This is a genomic window from Pseudomonas cuatrocienegasensis, assembly GCF_900110925.1.
Taxonomy (GTDB): domain Bacteria; phylum Pseudomonadota; class Gammaproteobacteria; order Pseudomonadales; family Pseudomonadaceae; genus Aquipseudomonas; species Aquipseudomonas cuatrocienegasensis.
The window spans coordinates 504,837-519,848 of sequence record NZ_FOFP01000001.1; the positions used below are offsets into that span (position 1 = coordinate 504,837).

A 15,012-nucleotide genomic window follows, 5' to 3' on the forward strand; every position below is an offset into this window, starting at 1 on the left:
GCTGGGCGTTGGTCAACGCCTTCAGCCGGGCTGGCGCTGCCCGCGACGAATACGCTTTTTCGCGCTGCGGGCCAGGCGGATAGCGAGCATCACGGCAGCACAGGTCAGGCCCACCACCAAGCCTTGCCATAACCCGCTCGGGCCGCTCGGTTCGCCGAGCCAGTCGGACAAGCCCAGGGCGTAGCCCACCGGCAGGCCGATGCCCCAGTAAGCGAACAGGGTCAGAAGCATGGTAATGCGGGTGTCCTGATAGCCGCGTAGGGCGCCGGCGGCGGTGACCTGGATGGCGTCGGAAAACTGGAACAGCGCCGAGTAGACGATCAACCCGGAAGCCAGCGCGATCACCACCGGGTCGGCGGTGTAGATCTGCGCGATCTGTTCACGCAATAGCAGCATCAGGCTGGCCGACAGGCAGGCATAACCCAGGGCCGCGCCCATACTGACGCCGGCGGCGAAACGCGCCTGGCGGTAGTTGCCGGCGCCCAGGGCCTGGCCGACCCGTACCGTGGCCGCCATACCCAGTGAGTAGGGGATCATAAACACCATGGAGCTGAAGTTCAGGGCGATCTGGTGACCGGCCACCACCGATGCGCCCAGCCCGCCGATCAGCAGGGCGATCACCGCGAAAATGCTCGATTCGGCGAATACCGCGATGCCAATCGGCACGCCAATCGCCAGCAGGCGCTGGATCACCGCCCATTGCGGGCGCTCGAAACGGTTGAACAGCGCCGTGGGGCGATAGTACGGCGCCCATTTCACCCAGCCGAGCATGCCGAGGAACATGCAGATCATCACCAGGCTGGTCGCCCAGCCGCAACCCACACCGCCCATGGCCGGCAGGCCGAGCTTGCCGTAAATGAAGATGTAGTTGAGCGGGATGTTCAGCAGCAAACCGCACAGGCCCAGGACCATGCTCGGCCGGGTATGGCCAAGACCGTCACTGAAACAGCGCAGTACGTGATATAGCGCCACCGCGGGGAAGCCACAGGCCACTGCCCGTAGGTAGCCCATGGCTGGTTCGATCAGGCTGGGATCGACATTCATTGCCTGCAGGACGATCTGCGCATTCCACAGCAACGCGGCAGCGGCGATGCCGACCGCCAGGGCCAGCCACAGTGCCTGGCGCACCAGCGGGCCAATCTCGGCGTGCTGGCCGGCGCCAAAGCGCTGCGCGACCTTGGGTGTGGTGGCCAGCAGGATGCCGGTCATCAGCAGAAACACCGGCACCCAGATCGAGTTGCCCAGGGCCACGGCGGCCAGATCGCGGGCGCTGACACGGCCGGCCATGACGGTGTCGACAAAGCCCATGGCGGTGTGGGCCAGTTGGGCGATGATGATCGGCGTGGCCAGGCGCAGCAGGCTGCTGAGCTCCTGGCGAACGCGGGCTGGGCGGGTGAGGAGTGCGGCTGGCATCCGGGTGCTCTCGGAAAACCGCGAAGTCTACGCCCTGACGCGCCGGTCAGGAAAGCGGCGCATGCAAAGCAGCCATGGGCGCAGCTGGCGGCGTTAGGGTCTGTTCCCGTTTCGTTCGCGGCCGCGCCGGAGCCAGTTTTAGCGCGAGGCAAGGCACGAGATGCGAGGTTTGCTCAGCACATCCCTGTGCTTCACCCCTTCGGGGCTACGCGCAAAAACGCTCCTGGCGTTTTTGTAGTGGGCTAAATGAGCCATCGAGAAACGCAGCATCGCGCTAAAACGGGCCCGGCCCTATGGGTTGTGCGCAAAATCTCGCCATGCGTTGTTGGAGGACTTGGCAAGGGAACGACGTGGACGGCGAGTCCATTCCCTGCGTCCTCCGCCTAGCGGAGCGCCGCCCGGCCTGGCGAAATTTTTCGCGGCAACGCGGCTAGCGACGAAACGGGAACAGACCCTAGAATCATCGCCCGGATTACGGAGCCTGCCATGCACATTGTCGCCGATGAAAACATTCCCCTGCTCGAGGCCTGCTTCGCACGCTTCGGCCGTATCAGCCGGCACCCCGGTCGTACCATCGACCGAGCCGCCCTGGGCGATGCCGAGGTGTTGCTGGTGCGCTCGGTGACGCAGGTTGACCGGGCGCTACTCGAAGGCAGCCAGGTACGCTTTGTCGGTACCTGCACCATCGGCACGGACCATCTGGATCTGGCCTACCTGGAGCAGGCTGGCATCGCCTGGGCCAGTGCGCCGGGCTGCAACGCCCGGGGGGTGGTCGACTATGTGCTGGGCAGCTTGCTGGTCTTGGCCGAAGACGAAGGACTCGACCTGGCTGAACGGACTTACGGGATTGTCGGCGCCGGGCAGGTCGGCAGTCGCCTGGCCAAGGTATTGCGAGGCCTGGGCTGGACGGTCAAGGTCTGTGACCCGCCGCGTCAGGCGGCTGAGGGTGGGGCGTTTGTCGCGCTGGAGGAAATTCTGACGAGCTGCGATGTGATCAGCCTGCACACCCCACTTACCCGTGAAGGCGCCTGGCCGACCTGGCATCTGCTGGGTGCCGAACAACTGGCAAGGCTGCGGCCAGGCGCCTGGCTGATCAATGCCAGCCGCGGTGCGGTAGTCGATAACCCGGCACTCTGCGCCACCCTGCAAGCGCGCAGCGACCTGCGTGCGGTGCTGGATGTCTGGGAGGGCGAGCCACTGGCCGATCCTGAGTTGGCCGCGCGCTGCCGACTGGCGACCCCGCATATTGCCGGCTACAGCCTGGACGGCAAGCTGCGCGGCACATTGCAGATTCTGCAGGCTTACTGTGAGGTGCTGGGCGAGCCTGCGCCGGTGTTGCCGGAGCTACCTGCGCCCTGGCTCGGCGAGATCGGCCTCAGCGGTGATGCTGATCCGGCCTGGGCGCTGAGCACCCTGTGTCGTGCGGTGTATGACCCACGGCGCGACGATGCGGATTTTCGTCGCAGCCTGGTTGGGGATGACGCGCAGCGGCGTGCGGCATTCGACCGTTTGCGCAAGCACTACCCGATGCGCCGCGAGACCGACGGGCTGAATATGGTACTCGCGGGGCAGTCGCCAAAGCTGCAGGCGCTGGTTGAAGCTCTCGGCGCTCGGTGCACTATTGCTGATTGACGGCCTGTCAGTCGGCTGCGGGCGCGTCCTGCTCCAGTTCACTGCAGGCGCGTTGCACCATGTCTTCGGTGATAGGGATTTCGCGGCCCTGCTCGTCGATGATCGCGCCGCCCAGTGGGGCATCCGGGGGCAGGGGCGAGGTCCAGTTATCAGTGGGTGGAGTGGACGGGGTCATGGGCTAATCCTCTGCGGGGGACGTTTTTTGCTATGTCGTATGCCCGTATAAGCCGCCTGGTGGCTGCGTACTGGTGGGCATTGGTTTGCCACTGTGCCAAAAAAAGCCGGGACTTGAAAAGAACGGCTGATGATTTCGAATGAGGTGCTTATGCCGTTGTTTCACATTGGCTTGATCGTCAACCCGCTGGCTGGTGTGGGTGGCCCTGCCGGTTTCAAGGGCAGTGACGGTATGGCCGAGGCGGCGCTGGCAGCGGGTGTCGAGCCACGTGCGGCGGAGCGTACGCGCACGGCGCTGGAGGTCTTGCTGCCACTGCGTGAGCGTTTGCTGTTCCGCACCTTCGCCGGTGCCATGGGCGCGGAGTTGCTGACTGAAATGGGCTTTGCCCATGAGGTGCTGGGCATCTCTGCAGGTGCGGTCAGCCACGCCAGCGATACGCGCCTGGCGGTGCAGCGTTTGCAGGAGGCCGGGGTGGCGTTGCTGCTGTTCGCGGGCGGTGACGGCACTGCCCGCGATGTGGCCGAAGCGGTAAGCGAAGGTCAGCCGGTGCTGGGCATTCCGGCCGGGGTGAAGATCCAGTCGGGGGTCTACGCCATCAGCCCGCGTGCCGCTGGCGAGCTTACCCGGCGGCTGGTCGAGGGTGGGCTGGTGCGCCTGGCCAGCGGTGAGGTGCGCGACCTGGATGAAGCGGCCCTGCGCGACGGCCGGGTCGCCTCGCGCTGGTTCGGTGAGCTGACGGTGCCGCAAGAAGGCGGCTACCTGCAGCAGGTCAAGCAAGGAGGTGTGGAGTCCGAAGAACTGGTGCTGGCCGATCTCGCTGCCTGGCTGGAAGCGGATTGGCAGCCGGGTGTGCGCTACGTGTTCGGCCCTGGCTCGACCCTGCATGGCCTGGCGCAGAATCTGGGGCTGGAAACCACACTGCTCGGCGTCGACGTGGTCGAGGATGGCCGGGTGATTGCCCATGACGTCAGTGAGGCTGAGCTGTTCGCCCTGGTCGCGGGCACGCCGAGTTACCTGCTGGTCACGGCTATTGGCGGCCAGGGCCATATCATCGGCCGTGGTAATCAGCAGATCAGCCCGCGTGTACTGCGCTCTATCGGCCTGGAGCGTCTGCGGGTGGTGGCCACCAAACGCAAGCTGAGCACCCTGGAGGGACGGCCATTGCTGGTGGACAGCGGCGAGATAGTGCTGGACGACGCCTTCCCCGATGCAGTGCGGGTGTGGACTGGCTATAAGGAAGAGCTGCTGTATCCCCTGAGCCGATAGGAGGTCGCGATGCGGATGATCTGGGTGTTGCTCGGTGGCTTGCTGGCGTTTGCCGCGCAGGCCATCGAGCCGGACAAGCTGGTGCTGGCGGCGCGCGAGCAGGTGGGGGTAACCCTCGGCTACGATCCGGCTTATCGTCGCCTGGCCTATCCCGCTGGTGACGTGCCACTGGCAACTGGGGTGTGCACCGATGTGGTGATCCGCGCCCTGCGCCAGCAGGGGCTGGATCTGCAGGAGGCGGTACACCGCGATATGCGCGGTAATTTCGCTGCTTACCCGAAGAACTGGGGGCTAAGCCGTCCCGACACCAATATCGACCACCGCCGGGTTCCCAACCTGATGACCTGGTTCACACGCCAAGGCTGGGCGCTGCCCATTGCGCGGGAGGCGGGCGCTTATCGTGCTGGCGATATCGTCGCCTGGGACCTGGGCGGCGGCCTGACCCATATCGGCATTCTTAGCGACCGGCATAGCGCCTCGGGCGTGCCGCTGGTGCTGCACAATATCGGTCGGGGTACTCAAGAGGAGGACATCCTCTTCGTCTACCGGGTGATCGGCCATTACCGCTATGCCAGTCAGCAGGCAGGGAACCAGACATGACCGAGCAACATCTGCCACCCGGCCTACGCGCGGGCGAGTCCGTAGTGCTGTTCGACGGCGTTTGCAAGCTGTGCAATGGCTGGGCGCGGTTCTTGATCCGTCACGATAATCGCCGCCATTTCCGCCTTGCGTCGGTGCAGTCGCCCCAGGGGCAGGCGCTGTTGGTCTGGGCAGGGTTGCCCACCGAGCGCTTCGATACGATGGCATTGATCGACGACGGTCAGCTGCTGGTGCGATCTGATGCGCTACTGCGCATCCTCGCGCAACTGCCTGGGCCCTGGCGCATGCTGGCCTTGCTACGTTTTATCCCCAGGCCACTGCGCGACTGGTGCTACGACCGCATTGCGCTGAACCGTTATCAGCTATTCGGTCGTCATTCGCAGTGTCTACTGCCGACCGCTGATCACGCCGAGCGCTTTTTGCATGACTGATCGGCGCAGGGTCTGTTGCTGGTTGGCGTGCGCAGCCGGCGCTGGCCATTGTTGCTGGCAGGTGTGGTATTGATTCTGCTGCTCCTTGATGTACTGCTGCTGAGCCCCCATCTGTTGGTTCAGGCGTTCAATCCGTTATCCACCAACCTGGCCGCACTGGCACTCTGTGCTGTGGCCTGGCTGGCCGAAGCGCCGACATCTTCCGATTCCTAACGCCGCAGCGAGACAGCATGTCTTCGATCCTTTCCTCCCGCCAGCGTGGTGCCTTGCGCCTGGCTTGGCGCTTTATCGCGCCGTATCGTTTGCGTGTGCTCGGCGCATTGCTGGCGCTGCTGTTTACCGCGGCGATCACGCTGTCCATGGGCCAGGGCATCAAGCTGTTGGTCGATCAGGGCCTGGCTACCCAGTCGCCAGCGGCGCTGCGCCAGTCGATCGGGCTGTTTTTCGTCTTGGTGTTGGCCCTGGCGCTGGGCACCTTCGCGCGTTTTTACCTGGTGTCCTGGCTGGGTGAGCGCTTTGTTGCCGATATTCGCCGGCGCGTTTTCGATCACCTGGTCGAACTGCATCCAGGCTTCTATGAAGATAACCGCAGCTCGGAAATTCAATCGCGCCTGACCGCCGATACCACGCTGTTGCAGTCGGTGATCGGCTCGTCGTTGTCGATGGCTCTGCGCAACCTGATCATGCTGGTCGGCGGCAGCGTGCTGCTGATGGTGACCAACCCCAAGCTCAGCGGCATCGTGCTGGCCGCGTTGCCCCTGGTGGTCGCGCCGATTCTGCTGTTCGGTCGGCGCGTGCGCGCGCTGTCGCGGCAGAGTCAGGACCGGGTCGCGGATGTCGGCAGCTATGTTGGCGAAGCGCTTGGGCAGATCCGCACCGTGCAGGCGTACAACCATCAGGCGGAAGACGTGCGGCGCTTTGCCCTGTCCGCCGAGGCGGCATTCGACACTGCGCGCAAGCGTATTGCCCAGCGCGCCTGGCTGATCACCGTGGTGATTGTCCTGGTGCTGGGTGCCGTTGGGGTGATGCTCTGGGTGGGTGGCATGGACGTGATCGCCGGGCGTATATCCGGTGGTGAGCTGGCCGCTTTTGTCTTCTACAGCCTGATCGTCGGCTCATCCTTCGGCACCCTGAGCGAGGTGATTGGCGAGTTGCAACGTGCCGCTGGCGCCGCCGAGCGGATTGCCGAGTTGTTGCAGGCGCGCAGTGTGATCACCGCCCCGGCGGATGATCTGCGCCGCCTGGTGCATCCAGTGCGCGGCGCCATTGCCTTCGAGCAGGTCGGCTTTGCCTACCCCTCGCGGCCCGGGCAGCCCGCGTTGACACAGATTGATCTGCAGATTGAGCCGGGAGAAACCCTGGCGCTGGTTGGGCCCTCGGGGGCGGGCAAGTCGACGCTGTTCGAGTTGTTGCTGCGCTTTTATGACCCGCAGCAGGGGCGCATCCTGCTCGACGGCGAGCCGATCCGGCAGCTCGATCCCCATGACTTGCGCCGGGCGTTTGCCTGGGTTTCGCAAAACCCCGCGCTGTTCTTCGGCTCGGTGGAAGACAACATTCGCTATGGCCGGCCCAGCGCCAGCCAGGCCGAGGTGGAGGCTGCGGCGCGGGCGGCACACGCCCATGACTTTATCGTCGCCATGCCCCAGGGCTACCAGACTCACCTGGGTGATGGTGGCCTCGGCCTTTCCGGCGGGCAGCGCCAACGCCTAGCGATTGCCCGTGCGCTACTGGCCGATACCCCGGTGCTGCTGCTCGACGAGGCGACCAGCGCCCTGGATGCGGAAAGCGAGCACCTGATCCAGCAGGCGCTGCCCTCGTTGATGGCCGGCCGCACCACCCTGGTGATCGCCCATCGCCTGGCTACGGTGAAGCGCGCCGATCGGATTGCGGTGATCGACCAGGGGCGTCTGGTGGCCATCGGGCGACATGCCGAGCTGCTGATCAGCAGTCCGCTGTACGCGCGATTGGCTGCGTTGCAGTTTGCTGCGGACTAGTCATGGACGATGGGCTGGGCCTTGCCGCGCAGGGTCGCTGCCGCGCCGCTCGAGGCGGCGATAATGGCGGCAATGGCCAGCCATTGATTGAATGACAGGCGCTCACTGAGAAACAGCAGGCCCGACAGCGCGGCGATGGCCGGCTCCATGCTCATCAGCACGCTGAAAGTGCGCGCGGGCAGGCGGGTCAGGGCGATCATTTCCAGGCTGTAGGGCAGGGCCGAGGACAGTATGGCGACGGCCACCGCCACTGGCAGCAAATCCACTGAGAACAGCGCTGTACCGGCCTGCCACAGCCCGATGGGCGCTACCAGCAGGGCGGCGACCAGGGTGCCCAGGGCGACGGTATGGCCGCCGTGTTCGGCGCCCGCCTTTTGTCCGAAGATGATGTACAGCGCCCAACACAAGCCCGCCGACAACGCCAGCAGCATGCCCATGGGGTCCAGTGGCGTGCTGTGGACATCGCTGGGCAGCAGCAACCAGAGACCAAACACCGCCAGCACAATCCACACGAAGTCGATCAGCCGGCGTGAGGCGAACAGGGCCAGGGCCAGAGGGCCGGTGAACTCCAGGGCCACGGCGATGCCCAGTGGTACTGTCTTGAGCGACATGTAGAACAGCAGGTTCATGCCGCCCAATGCCGAACCATAGGCCAGCAGTGAACGGCACGAGGCCCCGGTCAATCGCGCTCGCCAAGGGCGCATTACCAGCGCCAGGATCAGCGCTGCCAGCACCAGGCGCAGTGCAGTCGTGCCCTCCGGCCCAATCAGGGGGAACAGCCCTTTGGCCAGGGCTGCGCCGCTCTGGATGGAGGTCATGGCCACCAGCAGCAGGGCAATGGGCAAAAGGATGGAGGCAGAGCGAACGCTGGGCATGCAAGGAATCCGATCTATTTACGTCCTTAACGAAAAAGCCGGCCTGTCGGCCGGCTTTCTGGGGCGGGCAAACTCAGCGGTATTCGCAGAGATAGGCCGTATCGCTGGCAACCTTGAGCTGGAACTTGCTGTTGGCCGGTACGGTGAACTGGCTGCCAGCACTGTAGGTATCCCAGTTTTCGCTGCCCGGCAGTTTGACCGTCAGGGCGCCTGCAACCACGTGCATGACTTCCAGCTGACTGGTTCCGAACTCGTATTCGCCGGGCGCCATGACGCCCAGGGTCGCCGGGCCTTCAGCCATGGTGAAGGCGATGGATTTGACGGTGCCGTCGAAGTATTCGTTGACCTTGAACATCTGCAAGTCCTCGCTAAGGGGCTGAAAAAGACGGGCAAGTATGCCCAAGCCCCACTCGGTCGTCATCTGCATTTAGCTAGGGTCTGTTGACGTTTCGTCGCGAGCCGCGTTGCTGCGAAAAATCTCGCCAGGCCGGGCGGCGTTCCGCTAGGCGGAGGACGCAGGTAATGGTTGTTCCCTTGCCAAGTCCTCCAACACCGCATGGCGAAATTTTCCGCGCAACCCGCAGGGCCGGGCCCGTTTTAGCGCGATGCTGTGTTTCTCGATGACTCATTTAGCCCACTAAACTTCGCATCTCGTGCCTTGCCTCGCGCTAAAACTGGCTCCGGCGCGGCCGCGAACGAAACGTCAACAGACCCGAGGCAATACCAGCGGCAGTAACCGCGCTGTATTGCGTGCATCGTTCAGAGCACGGTGCTGCTGGCCCTGAAAACTCAGGCCGGCCAGCTGCAAGGCGCTGTGCAAGCCCACAGGTTTAGCTAACTGGCGCGCGGTGGCGAAGGCTTGCTTGAGGTTGAGGTGTGGGCGCTCGCCGAGCAGGCTGGTCAATTGGTGGCGCTGCCAGTCCTGTGTCAGTTGCTGGAGGTCGTAGTCGCCCCAACTGCTCCAGCCCACCAGGCGCGGTGCGTGAACCCCCAGCCACTGTTCAAATTGTGGCCAGACAGTCGTAAGTGCAGCGGCGCTGTCGATATTGGCCTGACTGATGTGGGTCAGTTCTCGGCAAAATGCGGTCAGGTGCGGGCGCCGCAGCGGTTTCACGAAACGCTGGAAATGGTCCACCTCACGGCCATCGGCGGTCACCAGGCAGGCGCCTATCTCGATGATCTCCATGTCCGTCAACGGCCAGCCGCCGTCTTCGGTGGTCGCTTCCAAATCGATTACCAGCCAGTGTCCCATAGGCTCTCCTTTGCACTGGGGCAGTATGTAAGTCTTTGCGGATCAGGCAAAGCGCTGTTGAGCATGCTGGGCTACGGGTGCAGAGATCATGCCGCTTGCGACGAAACGGCAACAGCCCCTAGTCTGTCGACCCTGACATTCGGAGGTGTGTATGGCACAGGTAGCATTTATCGGCTTGGGCGTGATGGGGTATCCGATGGCGGGACACCTGGCCCGTGCCGGTCATCAGGTCCGGGTCTATAACCGTACCGAAAGCAAGGCGCAGCAGTGGGTCGAGGAGTACGCAGGCGATTATGCGGCAACCCCGCGTGAAGCCGCCCAGGGCGCCGAGCTGGTGATGATATGCGTCGGTAATGACGATGATTTGCGCACGGTGGTGCTCGGTGCCGATGGCGCTTTGGCAGGTATGCAGACAGGTGCCGTGTTGGTCGACCACACCACGGCGTCTGCTGATGTCGCCCGCGAATTGGCCGCCTGTGCCGCTGAGCGCGGTGTGGGCTTTCTTGATGCGCCAGTTTCCGGTGGTCAGGCGGGTGCGCAGAATGGCGTGCTGACCATCATGCTCGGCGGTGACGCAGCGAGTTATGCGCTGGCCGAACCGGTTATCGGGGCATACGCACGCATGGCCCGTCTGATGGGGCCGGTTGGCAGTGGTCAGCTGACCAAGATGGTCAACCAGATTTGCATCGCCGGGGTGGTCCAGGGCCTGGCCGAAGCGTTGCACTTTGCTCAATGTGCCGAGCTTGATGGCCAGGCGGTGATCGATGTGATCAGCAAAGGCGCTGCGCAGTCCTGGCAGATGGAGAACCGCCACAAGACCATGCTGGCCGGAGAGTTCGATTTCGGTTTTGCGGTTGACTGGATGCGCAAGGATCTGTCGATTGTTCTTCAGGAGGCCCGTCAAAACGGCGCTCAATTACCCATGGCTGCGCTGGTAGATCAGTTCTATGCCGACGTTCAGCGCATGGGCGGCGGGCGCTGGGATACTTCCAGCCTGCTTACCCGCCTGAAGGCGCGCTAGGCTCTGTTGTCGTTTCGCGCGCAGCGGCGCCGGAGCCTGTCTTAGCGCAGCACGGCGTTTCTCGATGGCTCATTTAGTCCGCCAAACAGGGTTGTCCGCCTTGTTTTTTTACGCTGTCTATACTGCTTATGCACCTGGTTTAGGCAGGTGTTTCCATACGGCAGAGCGACAGGTAAGGCGGCTCTCATGGATGAACGAATACTCTGGTTGGAAGGCGAGAGCCCGGTTGCACAGCCCGCGCTGACCTGGTGTGTGCTGGCAGTTGATGATGATGCCGATTTTCAGCGGGCCACCGCCTTCGCGCTGGAAGAGTTGCAGGTGCTTGGCGGGCGGATCGAGTTGCTACAGGCTTTCAGCTATCGCGAGGCTTCGGCGGTGCTTGCGCGCCGCCCGGATATAGCCTTGGTGCTACTGGATGTGGTGATGGAAACCGATGATGCCGGTCTGCGCCTGGTCCGAACCTTGCGCGAGGTGATTGGCAACAGCGAGGCGCATATCGTCCTGTTGACGGGCGAGCCCGGTATGGCGCCGGTTCAGGAGGTCATGCACGAATACGACATCAACGATTACTGGAGCAAAAGCGAGCTCACGGCGGATCGCTTGTTGACCGTGCTGACTGCAGGCTTGCGTAGCTTTGCCCAATTGCGCAGCGTGACCAAGGCGCGCCGCGGGTTGCAGATGATCGTTGAATCAAGCAATGCGCTGTTTTGCTCGAAAAGCCAGCATGAACTTGCAGGTAAGGTGCTGGGCGAAATCGGTCTTCTGCTTGATCAGCCTGCCGAAGGGCTGATCTGCATGCGTGAGGATATGGCTGCACCGGGCGGCCCTCTGCAAGGCCGGGTGATCAGTGCTACTGGCCGTTTCCAGCACGCCCGCGATACTTCACTGGACAGTCTGGATGAACCCGAGGTGGTGAATGCCGTGCGCTCCGCCTTCGACCTTGAGGCCGTGGTGCGGCGCTCGCGTGGCTTGGTGCTTTACCTGCCACGGCTCCAGGCGGGGGCCGACTACGCGTGCTATCTGGAGACCGCATGCGTTCTGGATGACACCGACCTCGAGTTGTTGCGCGTATTCAGCGCCAGCATCAGTCGTGGGTTGTACAACGTCACCCTGTTTCGGCGGTTGGAGGAAATGGCCTACCAGGATGAGTTGCTGAAAATTCCGAACCGCAACGCACTGCTGCGCATGCTTGACCTCACCCTGCAGGATGAGCAACTGCGTAGCGAGCAGGTGCTGGTGTTGATCGATATCGATAATTTTTCCGGAGCCAATACCGCTTTTGGCACCGGCTATGGCGATTTCATCCTTGGCCTGGTCGCGCGTCGCTTGCGTGATGCATTTGCCTCTCAAGTGCTTGTGGCGCGGGTGCGTGACGATCTGTTCGCCATTCTGGGGCCTCAGCAGGAGGTCAGGGCCGCCGCGCTGGTCGCGTTGTTTCGGCGCCAGGGGCGGCCTTATGAGTTGGGGCAGGTGCACAGCTTGAGCAGTGTCACGTTGCGCCTCGCTGATTTTGTTGGCAGCGCGCATATTGTTCTGCAGAGTGCGCTGTTGACGCTAAAGCAGGCCAAGTCTGCGGGCTACGACCAGCATGTGATTCATGATCCAGGCCTGCAGCGTACTCACGCTGAATCCTACCGGATGCTGCTGGCGCTGCGTGATGCGGTCGAAGCCGGGCGCATCAGTATTGAGCTGCAGCCCCAGCTCGATCTGAACAGCGGCGCGGTGATTGGCGTCGAGGCGTTGGCGCGCTGGCGTCAGGCTGATGGTCAGTCTGTTCCGCCGCTGCAGTTCATTCCGTTGGCCGAAACGACGGGTTATATCCTGCCGTTGGGTGATTTGCTGCTGCGCCTGTCTCTGCAGGCCGCCAAGCGCCTGGCTGATGCGGGGTACGGTGGAGTTCGGGTGGCTGTCAATGTCTCGGCTGCGCAATTGCTGCAGCCCGATTTTGTCGAGCGTTTCGATGCTCATCTGCGCGCCGCCGAGGTGCGTGCTCAGCAGGTGGAGGTGGAAATCACCGAGTCGGTGGCCATGCGCAATTTTGACAGCGTCTGTTCTCAGCTCCGTGCGCTGCGGGAAAGAGGGGTGAGCGTAGCCATCGATGATTTTGGTACGGGGTTTTCTTCGCTCAGTTACCTGCGTCTGCTACCTGCCGATCGGCTGAAAATTGACCGTAGCTTCATCATGGAGATCGGCGCCGTAGCCGACCATCAACTGATTGCCGAGGCGGTCATCCAGATTGCTGCGCGCGTGGGTATGCAGGTCATTGCCGAGGGTGTGGAAACACCGCTGCAGGCCGATTGGGTTCGCCAGCATGGTTGCCATGAGGCTCAGGGCTATCTGTTCGGCAAGCCAATGCCCTGCGATCAGCTGTTGAACTGGTTGGCCGAACGGGGGCAGGCGACGGCATGATGCAACGGCGTGACTGGTTGGACAGTCGCCCGGTGCGGCGCAACCTGATGTTGCTGTTTCTACCCTGGATGCTGTTGATATTGCTGTTGACCGTGCTTCTGTACGAGCGTTTGTTGGATGCGCGGCTGGCACCTTTGTTACGCGAGCAGCAGTACGTTCTCAGCGAGGGGTTGGGCATTCTCAATCGGCAGTTGGCGAATCTCTTGGGCCATCAGCAGTTCCTCATTCAGCAGCCTGTGCTGGCGCGGGCACTGGAGAACCCTGGTGCCTCGAATCGGCAGGCGCTGGGCAAGTTGTTTCTGGAGTTCTCTGCCAGCACAGGCGGGTATGACCAGATTCGCTGGCTGGACGAACAAGGCAATGAGCGCGTCCGGGTCGATATGACTGAGGATGGTGCCCGGCTGCGGCCTGAGGGGCATCTACAGAATATGGCGGATGCCTATTACTTCGTGGAGGCCATGAGCTTACCGGCTGGCGGCCGCTACCTTTCGCGCTTCGATTTGCAGCAGGTGTTTGGCGTCTTGCAGCAGCCGCTCAAGCCGACCTTGCGTGTGGCGAGTCCGCTGTTCGATCAGCAGGGAGGGCGGCGCGGCGTGCTGGTATTGAATTACCTGGGGGCAGGCTTGCTCAAGCGACTTGGCGAGGTGGCCGCTGATTATGCGGGTAGCCTCAGTCTGGTCGATCATGAAGGTTATTGGATGCTCGCGCCTGACCCGCAAGATGCCTGGGGGCTGATGCGTGGGCGTGCCGATGCCACCTTGGCCAATCGCAACCGTTCAAGCTGGCTGAGCATGCAGCAAGAACCCAGTGGCGTTTTCAGTGACGCGGACGGCCTTTGGGCATACAGCCGTTTTGACCCCTACGACCAATCGCGCCTGGATAGCCGGGAAGGGCAGTGGATGCTGGTGGCGCACGTCCCTGCCCCCTTGGTGCGTACGCTGGAGGGTCAGGTTTTATGGCAGGTAATGGCACTGTGTCTAGGTATGTTGGCGCTCGGTGCTTTTGTGGTGATTAGGCTTGGGCGCTCCGAGTATCAGCATGACTGTGTTCAGCAGGACTTACTGGGCAGTCAGCGTGCGCTGCTACGCAGCAATGAGGCGTTGCGCGAAACGGTTGAGCAGTTGCAGCGGACAAAGGGCGCCCTGTTGCAGGCGGAAAAACTGTCATCGCTCGGTACCTTGGTCGCCGGCGTAGCGCATGAGCTGAATACCCCGATCGGTGCGGCCAGTGTCACGGCCTCGACCCTGCAGGCAGCGGTGCAGCGGGCACGCAAGGCCGGGCAGGTCGACGATATTGGGCATTTTCTTGGCCGCAGCGAAGCAGGTCTTGGCATCGTCATTGATAACCTGGCACGCATGGCGCTGCTGACCCAGGCATTCAAGCGCCTGGCCAGTGATCGTGCCAGCACTGAGCGGCGCCAGTTTGATTTGGTTGCGCTGGTACAGGAGGTGCTGGTCATTCTGGCGCCACGGCTACGTCAGGGCGATTATCAGGTCTGCGTGCACGCTCCGGATCAGCTCTGGCTGGACAGTTACCCAGGGCCAATCAGTCAGGTGTTACAGAATCTGATCGAGAATGCCCTGGTCCATGCCTTTGAGGGGCGTGAGCAAGGTGTGATCAGCGTTCGGCTCAGTCGTGACGAGGCTGCCCACCATTGCGTAATCGAAGTCGAAGACGACGGCTGTGGAATGGAGGAGGGCGTGCTTGCCCACATATTCGATCCATTCTTCACCACGCGTCGCGGTCGTGGCGGCACGGGCTTAGGGCTGCACATCACCCATCAACTGGCAGTGGACATACTGGGTGCGCAACTGCAGGTGCGCAGTACTCCTGGGGTAGGTAGCTGTTTTCGTCTTGTACTTGCCTTGGCATAGGGTCTGTCAAATTTACAGCGGCACGCTAGAATGCGCGCCCTCCACACTGCAGGCGAGGCCCTGAGCCATC

The 15,012-nt window shown here is 62.9% G+C and carries 14 protein-coding genes; 9 read left to right on the forward strand and 5 right to left on the reverse strand.

What is annotated here, in order from left to right:
* Positions 1–21: 21 nt before the first annotated feature.
* On the reverse strand, positions 22–1,413 hold the full coding sequence (locus BMW49_RS02405; RefSeq protein WP_069516693.1) for an MATE family efflux transporter: 1,392 nt from the start codon (positions 1,411–1,413) through the stop codon (positions 22–24).
* Between the two features lie 486 nt (positions 1,414–1,899).
* Here BMW49_RS02405 and pdxB point away from each other — a divergent pair, with 486 nt between their 5' ends.
* On the forward strand, positions 1,900–3,045 hold the full coding sequence (gene pdxB / locus BMW49_RS02410; RefSeq protein WP_069516692.1) for a 4-phosphoerythronate dehydrogenase PdxB: 1,146 nt from the start codon (positions 1,900–1,902) through the stop codon (positions 3,043–3,045).
* Between the two features lie 7 nt (positions 3,046–3,052).
* Here the strand turns inward: pdxB and BMW49_RS24760 are convergent, their stop codons facing one another.
* Positions 3,053–3,220: a PA1571 family protein gene (locus BMW49_RS24760; RefSeq protein ID WP_167362771.1), complete on the reverse strand. Its 168-nt coding sequence runs from the start codon at positions 3,218–3,220 to the stop codon at positions 3,053–3,055.
* A gap of 150 nt (positions 3,221–3,370) precedes the next feature.
* On the opposite strand from BMW49_RS24760, the gene BMW49_RS02415 reads away from it, so the two are divergent.
* From BMW49_RS02415 to BMW49_RS02435, 5 genes are read left to right on the forward strand one after another with little or no spacing between them, the layout of a single operon-like run.
* Positions 3,371–4,486, forward strand: coding sequence for an ATP-NAD kinase family protein (locus BMW49_RS02415; protein ID WP_069516947.1), 1,116 nt, complete (start codon positions 3,371–3,373; stop codon positions 4,484–4,486).
* A 9-nt stretch (positions 4,487–4,495) separates the two neighbouring features.
* Positions 4,496–5,086, forward strand: coding sequence for a DUF1287 domain-containing protein (locus BMW49_RS02420; RefSeq protein ID WP_069516691.1), 591 nt, complete (start codon positions 4,496–4,498; stop codon positions 5,084–5,086).
* Positions 5,083–5,517 carry a thiol-disulfide oxidoreductase DCC family protein gene (locus tag BMW49_RS02425; protein ID WP_069516690.1) on the forward strand — a complete coding sequence of 145 codons (435 nt, stop codon included), beginning with the start codon at positions 5,083–5,085 and terminating at the stop codon, positions 5,515–5,517. The genes BMW49_RS02420 and BMW49_RS02425 overlap by 4 nt, the downstream gene beginning before the upstream one ends.
* Before the next feature lie 15 nt (positions 5,518–5,532).
* Positions 5,533–5,730: a DoxX-like family protein gene (locus BMW49_RS02430; RefSeq protein ID WP_244168298.1), complete on the forward strand. Its 198-nt coding sequence runs from the start codon at positions 5,533–5,535 to the stop codon at positions 5,728–5,730.
* A 17-nt stretch (positions 5,731–5,747) separates the two neighbouring features.
* The gene (locus tag BMW49_RS02435) at positions 5,748–7,511 is read left to right on the forward strand and encodes an ABC transporter transmembrane domain-containing protein (RefSeq protein WP_069516689.1); all 1,764 of its coding nucleotides are present in this window, start codon (positions 5,748–5,750) and stop codon (positions 7,509–7,511) included.
* Here the strand turns inward: BMW49_RS02435 and rhtA are convergent.
* The 3 genes from rhtA to BMW49_RS02450 all read right to left on the reverse strand — a co-directional run bounded on the left by rhtA (position 7,508) and on the right by BMW49_RS02450 (position 9,638).
* On the reverse strand, positions 7,508–8,386 hold the full coding sequence (gene rhtA / locus BMW49_RS02440; RefSeq protein ID WP_069516688.1) for a threonine/homoserine exporter RhtA: 879 nt from the start codon (positions 8,384–8,386) through the stop codon (positions 7,508–7,510). The genes BMW49_RS02435 and rhtA overlap by 4 nt on opposite strands.
* 73 nt (positions 8,387–8,459) lie before the next feature.
* Positions 8,460–8,741 carry a pyrimidine/purine nucleoside phosphorylase gene (gene ppnP / locus BMW49_RS02445; RefSeq protein WP_069516687.1) on the reverse strand — a complete coding sequence of 94 codons (282 nt, stop codon included), beginning with the start codon at positions 8,739–8,741 and terminating at the stop codon, positions 8,460–8,462.
* A gap of 348 nt (positions 8,742–9,089) precedes the next feature.
* Positions 9,090–9,638, reverse strand: coding sequence for a 3'-5' exonuclease (locus tag BMW49_RS02450; protein ID WP_069516686.1), 549 nt, complete (start codon positions 9,636–9,638; stop codon positions 9,090–9,092).
* A gap of 151 nt (positions 9,639–9,789) precedes the next feature.
* On the opposite strand from BMW49_RS02450, the gene BMW49_RS02455 reads away from it, so the two are divergent.
* The 3 genes from BMW49_RS02455 to BMW49_RS02465 all read left to right on the forward strand — a co-directional run bounded on the left by BMW49_RS02455 (position 9,790) and on the right by BMW49_RS02465 (position 14,942).
* Entirely contained in the window at positions 9,790–10,659 is an 870-nt protein-coding gene (locus BMW49_RS02455; protein ID WP_069516685.1) for an NAD(P)-dependent oxidoreductase, read from the forward strand.
* A gap of 186 nt (positions 10,660–10,845) precedes the next feature.
* Positions 10,846–13,068: a GGDEF/EAL domain-containing response regulator gene (locus BMW49_RS02460; protein ID WP_069516684.1), complete on the forward strand. Its 2,223-nt coding sequence runs from the start codon at positions 10,846–10,848 to the stop codon at positions 13,066–13,068.
* Entirely contained in the window at positions 13,065–14,942 is a 1,878-nt protein-coding gene (locus BMW49_RS02465; protein WP_083251663.1) for an ATP-binding protein, read from the forward strand. The genes BMW49_RS02460 and BMW49_RS02465 overlap by 4 nt, the downstream gene beginning before the upstream one ends.
* Positions 14,943–15,012: the final 70 nt, after the last annotated feature.

Excerpts from the sequence above, each read along its gene's own strand:
- BMW49_RS02405 (WP_069516693.1), bottom strand. The coding sequence starts at position 1,413 with ATGCCAGCCGCACTCCTCACCCGCCCAGCCCGCGTTCGCCAGGAGCTC.
- pdxB (WP_069516692.1), top strand. The coding sequence starts at position 1,900 with ATGCACATTGTCGCCGATGAAAACATTCCCCTGCTCGAGGCCTGCTTC.
- BMW49_RS24760 (WP_167362771.1), bottom strand. The coding sequence starts at position 3,220 with ATGACCCCGTCCACTCCACCCACTGATAACTGGACCTCGCCCCTGCCC.
- BMW49_RS02415 (WP_069516947.1), top strand. The coding sequence starts at position 3,371 with ATGCCGTTGTTTCACATTGGCTTGATCGTCAACCCGCTGGCTGGTGTG.
- BMW49_RS02420 (WP_069516691.1), top strand. The coding sequence starts at position 4,496 with ATGCGGATGATCTGGGTGTTGCTCGGTGGCTTGCTGGCGTTTGCCGCG.
- BMW49_RS02425 (WP_069516690.1), top strand. The coding sequence starts at position 5,083 with ATGACCGAGCAACATCTGCCACCCGGCCTACGCGCGGGCGAGTCCGTA.
- BMW49_RS02435 (WP_069516689.1), top strand. The coding sequence starts at position 5,748 with ATGTCTTCGATCCTTTCCTCCCGCCAGCGTGGTGCCTTGCGCCTGGCT.
- rhtA (WP_069516688.1), bottom strand. The coding sequence starts at position 8,386 with ATGCCCAGCGTTCGCTCTGCCTCCATCCTTTTGCCCATTGCCCTGCTG.
- ppnP (WP_069516687.1), bottom strand. The coding sequence starts at position 8,741 with ATGTTCAAGGTCAACGAATACTTCGACGGCACCGTCAAATCCATCGCC.
- BMW49_RS02450 (WP_069516686.1), bottom strand. The coding sequence starts at position 9,638 with ATGGGACACTGGCTGGTAATCGATTTGGAAGCGACCACCGAAGACGGC.
- BMW49_RS02455 (WP_069516685.1), top strand. The coding sequence starts at position 9,790 with ATGGCACAGGTAGCATTTATCGGCTTGGGCGTGATGGGGTATCCGATG.
- BMW49_RS02460 (WP_069516684.1), top strand. The coding sequence starts at position 10,846 with ATGGATGAACGAATACTCTGGTTGGAAGGCGAGAGCCCGGTTGCACAG.
- BMW49_RS02465 (WP_083251663.1), top strand. The coding sequence starts at position 13,065 with ATGATGCAACGGCGTGACTGGTTGGACAGTCGCCCGGTGCGGCGCAAC.